The organism is Janthinobacterium sp. LPB2021202312-11-4 (assembly GCF_037049705.1).
GTDB lineage: Bacteria > Pseudomonadota > Gammaproteobacteria > Pseudomonadales > Pseudomonadaceae > Aquipseudomonas.
In genome coordinates, this window is sequence record NZ_JBAGKV010000064.1 from 1 (window position 1) to 5,196 (window position 5,196).

At 52.9% G+C, this 5,196-nt stretch carries 5 protein-coding genes; 4 read left to right on the forward strand and 1 reads right to left on the reverse strand.

Annotated features, from left to right (window positions below; all coding sequences use genetic code 11):
* From V5E99_RS30695 to V5E99_RS30710, 4 genes are all read left to right on the forward strand, one after another.
* Positions 1–359: helix-turn-helix domain-containing protein (locus V5E99_RS30695; RefSeq protein ID WP_499806261.1), on the forward strand; the 359-nt coding region annotated here is incomplete at its 5' end.
* Positions 360–1,361: 1,002 nt separating this feature from the next.
* Complete coding sequence (locus V5E99_RS30700) at positions 1,362–2,198, forward strand: replication initiation protein (RefSeq protein ID WP_499806262.1); 837 nt, start codon at positions 1,362–1,364, stop codon at positions 2,196–2,198.
* Between the two features lie 71 nt (positions 2,199–2,269).
* Positions 2,270–2,662, forward strand: a complete 393-nt coding sequence (locus V5E99_RS30705; protein WP_499806264.1) for a hypothetical protein — start codon at positions 2,270–2,272, stop codon at positions 2,660–2,662.
* 169 nt (positions 2,663–2,831) lie between these two features.
* Positions 2,832–2,984 (forward strand): hypothetical protein, encoded by a 153-nt coding sequence (locus tag V5E99_RS30710; RefSeq protein ID WP_499806265.1) that lies wholly within the window; start codon positions 2,832–2,834, stop codon positions 2,982–2,984.
* A 2-nt stretch (positions 2,985–2,986) separates the two neighbouring features.
* Here V5E99_RS30710 and V5E99_RS30715 read toward each other — a convergent pair whose 3' ends face one another.
* Entirely contained in the window at positions 2,987–3,226 is a 240-nt protein-coding gene (locus V5E99_RS30715) for a hypothetical protein (RefSeq protein WP_407802655.1), read from the reverse strand.
* Positions 3,227–5,196: the final 1,970 nt, after the last annotated feature.

A 5,196-nucleotide genomic window follows, 5' to 3' on the forward strand; every position in this document is an offset into this window, starting at 1 on the left:
TCGTTGCCCACTGGTGGGACGCCAGTGAAAATCCTTATCCAGCCCAGGAATCACTCGCCTCAAGGATTGGCGTCTCGAAGAGATCGATTCAAAGAGAAATAAGCTCCTTGATAGAACGTGGACTTCTCAGTAAAAAGCAGTCTTCTGCCCACCACCCAAAATATCGCGGTCGGAACTCATACGACCTCACGCCATTGGTTAAAAGGCTGGAAGAATTCTCTCCTTCGCTTGTAAAAACGATGAAGAAAAAACCAAAAACAAGCAGTAGGAGTTTGAGCAAAAATGACACGGACGGAGAAAATTCTTCCGGCGTTTTCGCTGGGTCCAAAAATGGGGACAGACCATTTTTGGCTGATTAATGATCACACCGATTTTGCGGTAATCCCTGCTGGTACTTTGGTGGGATTTTCAGGAGATATGCCTATTCGTCTTCCGATGGGAGACACGAAATACGGTGCCGTCCACATCCTGAAAAGACACGGGCATTGGGTTAGAAAACAGCAGCAAGATGGATGCGTAGCGACCCTAGTCCATAGAAAACTTAGTCAAACGGGCAGAATTTTCACGGCAGAGAGCCCGGATAAGCTCACTTTAATGATGCGGGTCGCGCCAGAAGCTTTCATGGTTTTGAAGGTAATGACCGGTTTTCTATCGATTACTACACTCTACTTAAGACCTCGCCAAACAGAAGGGGTCGAGCTAGCAAGGTACTTAGGACATTTGTGGGCCGTTTCGCCTCACCGAAGAGCATCCCTTTAAGATCGCCCTAAGGCCCCCTGAGCACCATAGCGCGGCGCCAAGCTATCGGTAGCTCTGCCACACGCCTTAAAGCCATATCTGTCTCCTTGGATACCCACAGGAGACCTTAAGGTAGGAGGATCTACACACCTCACCAGGGTGAAGTTGCGATCCGGCTCACTACTATTCCCTGATTACTCGCTTTTGCCATCTGTGAGTCCACAGGAGGTGTTCGGGTGAACCTTGTTGCTAAGGACACCTCAGCGCTCCATGGAGCGCATAAATAAAAGTCTCCAGCCTTACGGCTGGGCATTATCTGGGGAGGGGGAGCCACGTAGTGGGGGACCCCGCAGGGGTGCCCCGGCAAAGCCGCGCTTTTCTATTTTTTGCCAGAAACCCAACTTTTCGCGTCGACGCTATTTTCCCTTTTCCCTTTTCCCTTTTCCCTTTTAGAGCGGCTGGAGGCCGCGCAGTACGTGGCTTACAGCCCTCATAAAGGGACGGATTGACGGTTTAAAGGGGACGGATTGACGGTTTAAAGGGGACGGATTGACGGTTTAAAGGGGACGGATTGACGGTATTAAGGGACATGTCTAGAGTGGTCCCAAATAATAGGGGGATGCATGAACCAAGACCGTCAGCTCATCGTAAAGTCGAATCACATCATCGAAGCATCGTACCGTCTGAGCGTTGCCGAACAACGTGTCATTCTCTCAGCGATCAGTCAGGTTCGCCGCGATAAACCCGTAACCGATGAAGTGCTGTACAGCGTCACTGCAAACGACCTTGCGCAATTATGCGGAACAGATCCCAAGACAGCCTATCGCGACCTTCAGAATGCCGCTGAACGCCTACAAACTCGACGCGTTAGCCTTATCCTTGAGCCGGATGGCATAACAATCCGCTCCAAGCGCCGACGCGTCACATGCTGGGTTCAGACGGTCGATTACATCGATCAGGAAGGCCGCATTGAGATGCGCTTTGGCAAAGACATCCTCCCCTACCTAACCGGACTTCAGCGAGAGTTCACACGCTACGCGCTATCTGACGTAGCTAAGATGACCAGTGCTTATGGTATTCGCCTCTATGAGTTGCTAGTTCAATGGCCAGAAGGCCATCGCGAAGTCGCCCTGGAGGATCTGCGTCGCTGGCTCCAGCTCGAAGACCGTTACCCGTCGATCAAGGATTTAAAGCGTCGAGTACTCGATCCAGCTGTTGATCAGATCAACGAGCACAGCCCTTTGACGCTGACTTGGAGCCAGCGGAAAACAGGTCGCAAGGTCACGCACTTAGTGTTCGATTACAGTCTCAAGAACCCCGCTAGTCCCTCGAAAAATGCGGATGCCAAAGCCAAGCGCAGCAAACTGTCAGATGACGAAATCGCCAAACACGCACGCCCTGGTGAAACTTGGGAGGCTGCACGCACGCGCCTAACCCAATTGTCTTTGGGTTTGACGTGATTTGCGTCCTGAGCTCCTTCCCCTGGATTAAACTTCCAGCTCTTTGGCACACTCTGACACAGTCCTAATCCATGGCATGGCACACCCTCAACGAAGCCGTGAAACTAACCGGCAGAAGTCGACGCTCGATCTATCGTGATATGGATAGAGGCCTTGTTTCATATGGGCTAGACCTTGCTGGCAATCGTCAATTTGAGACGTCTGAATTGATGCGTGCTTACGGTGCCCTCGCCCCCGTGGCACAGCCTGGCACAGCTGATGTGGCACAGGTTGGCACAGCTCAACCGTGGGACCAGGTATTGGCTGAAATCCAGGCACTTCGCAAGGAAGTCCAGGAGCTGCGCGCCACCGTTCTGCTCATCGAGCACAAACCAGAACACCAACCAATTACCAAACCCTCAACTTCTGAAAAACCTCAAGAGCCCGCCACCTGGGCCAGCCTGTTCAACGGCCTGGACGAATGAGCTGAAAGTTTCCGAATCGGAAACTCACCCTCAAAACCGAGGGCTTTTCGGCCGTCCTGGAATCCTAGGTTGGGCTCTGTAAATTTTTCAAAACCATGCAAAGTGGGGCTAATGACACAGCGAAATGTGCCTTCTAATAGGTGTCCACTCATTACAGCGGACACCTCCTATGCTGGTTCACACCAAAGCGTTTTTGTACGACACCCTGGTCAATGTCATGAGCTCCCTCCTGCTCGATCTGCTGCACCGGGTGTTTGACCTGGTGGGATCGACCTCGGCCTGCCAGGCCATCTTGGCGCCGGCGCTGTGTGGGCTGACGTGAGACTACAACTCGACGGCAAACCCCTTAATGCCCTGGGCTTCGGCAAAGCGGCCGACCGCAGTCAGACTGGCCCAAGTGCGCAGTGTTTCGCGTCGCGAGCGCACCGGCAGCCAGCGACTGCCGGCGCCGCCCAAGCGAATGGCCAAGCCCCATTTTTCAGCGTGCCGACTGACCAGCACTTCGCGCACGGCGCCGGCCTCGAGCATGGCGCGTAAGGTTTCTTCCTGGATTCCAGCCCGCATCGATTCGGTCTCCATTTTTCGCACGGTAGCGCTCTGCGAGCATTTTCGCGGACGCGAAAAAACCAAAGTTCCAGCGTGGAACTTTGTGTTGCTCAACGCCCCTTTTGAGCCGCAGGCGAATGGGCAAGATGTGAAGGGGCCGGTAGGCCCACTTCACCTATCTTGCCCGCCGTTTCAGCCAGCTCGGTGCGTTCTCCGGCCTAACCACGATCCGTTGCTGAAAAAGGCTTCGCACGTTGTTTAACGTGTACGGGGCCGTTCTGCAGCGTTGCTTTTCGTCTCTTCCATGGCCGCTGCGAGAGCCGCCAAACGCTGTTTGCGCGCGGCTTCATCTGCGGGCCGCGTGACGAAAATAGGCAGCGCCAGGACTGTGTCCTGGGTATCGCCCGGCTCAACAAAATGCGGTACCAAATCCAGGTGTTCCATCCTTTGCCCCCCAAGTGTCAGTAGTCGACCGCGAAAAAAGGCCATTGAGCGCTCAAAAAAGCCTGAATAGGGCGGTTTTTGGCGATTCCAGCGAATATTTTTGTACGCACTACTGACACTTGGGGGGCCAAACCCCAGTACGTATTTACGTAAAGGCGTAACCCGCGTCAGCCGTTCCCCAACCTAGGATTTCACAGTGAAAACTCATCCCCTTTTCACCGTGAAAAATACGCTCCAACAAGGTGGTGACACGCCAATTTGGGTGGTAGCGCGTAAAACCCCTCACTATGGCTACGGTGTACCAGACCCCACCCCTCTGGTGTCCAGTCGGCACAAAAAAGCCCACCGGAGTGGGCCTGTTTGTGGGGGGCGATTGAACGAATGCCCCGTTATGCGTAACCCGCGGCCCCTCCCTGGGCGACGGCTTTAGTATTCACCCGGCGGCCAGTCGCGCGACGCTTTCTTGCGACCACGCCAGGCCATGAACACCACAAACGCCAGAGTCATCCAGCCGGCGGCTTTGAGAAAAATCAGGTCATCCGTCATTGCGGTTTACTCCTATTCCCGGCTCTTTGGCGGCCGGTTAATTACAGCTTGCCTACGGAGCAAAGGGAGACGCAACACTCGCTGAATAAAAAATTTGGGGCCTTCAAAAAAAGGCCAGAACCAAAACTGTAAACGCACCGTATGAATGGGCAACGCGCCGATTCAGCCCCCCAAAACTATTGCTGGGGGGTTCATTCACAAACGGAGCGTTTTATGTTCGCACGACTTTTTTGGTGGTTGATTCGGCTGCTGATTCAGAGGCTGATTGAGTAGTTTTTCGACGGACCATTGGGTTGACCATAACCAGTGTTCTAAAACTGGCTCAAAAGCCCGCTTGCTGGTTTCCAGGTACAAAAAAAGCCCATTGAATGGGCTTTTTCTTGGAATTAAAATCGCTTACAGCGCGAAGGGATCAGAAAAAAACAAAAGGCCGCGTATAGGCGGCCTTTGAATATTGAGTCGGAGCGGCGTCCGCGGCGTCGGATTTCCCGATGCACCGAGCCAGTCAATTGAGCTTGGAAAATTCCAACTCCAATCGCCTGACACCACGCACAGATGGCAAAGTTTTCACTTTGTGCGACCCCATCCCAGCTTCATGTCCTTCACCGTTTTGTCGCCCGGTGAGGCTTTCGTCTTCTGTCGACTCCCAATCAGTTTAGGCCTACATAGGTGACAAATGTAGGGTGTCAAATTGTCACCCTATATGTATATATATGAATTACACTCAAACAGAATCTGCAAATCTGGCGCGCGAAAGATCCTGCCGCTCCGCGGCCGCGCGCCAGATTTGCAGATTCTGTTTGAGTGGTGTCGTCCTTAAAAAATTTAGCTTGGAGATAAATAAATGGATAAAAAAGCAGGGAAAAAAGTAGATGCGATAGCCCAGAAATGGGGGGAGCCGTCCCTAGGGATGGGGTGGACTGCGATTCCAACTACGTTGATTTTTCTTCAAGATCAGCTGGGCATAACCCCTTTAGGGATGAACATACTTTTGAACC

What these genes read in the sequence shown, in the direction of transcription:
- V5E99_RS30710 (WP_499806265.1), top strand. Translation starts at nt 2,832, where the DNA reads ATGCTGGTTCACACCAAAGCGTTTTTGTACGACACCCTGGTCAATGTC.
- V5E99_RS30715 (WP_407802655.1), bottom strand. Translation starts at nt 3,226, where the DNA reads ATGCGGGCTGGAATCCAGGAAGAAACCTTACGCGCCATGCTCGAGGCC.
- V5E99_RS30705 (WP_499806264.1), top strand. Translation starts at nt 2,270, where the DNA reads ATGGCATGGCACACCCTCAACGAAGCCGTGAAACTAACCGGCAGAAGT.
- V5E99_RS30700 (WP_499806262.1), top strand. Translation starts at nt 1,362, where the DNA reads ATGAACCAAGACCGTCAGCTCATCGTAAAGTCGAATCACATCATCGAA.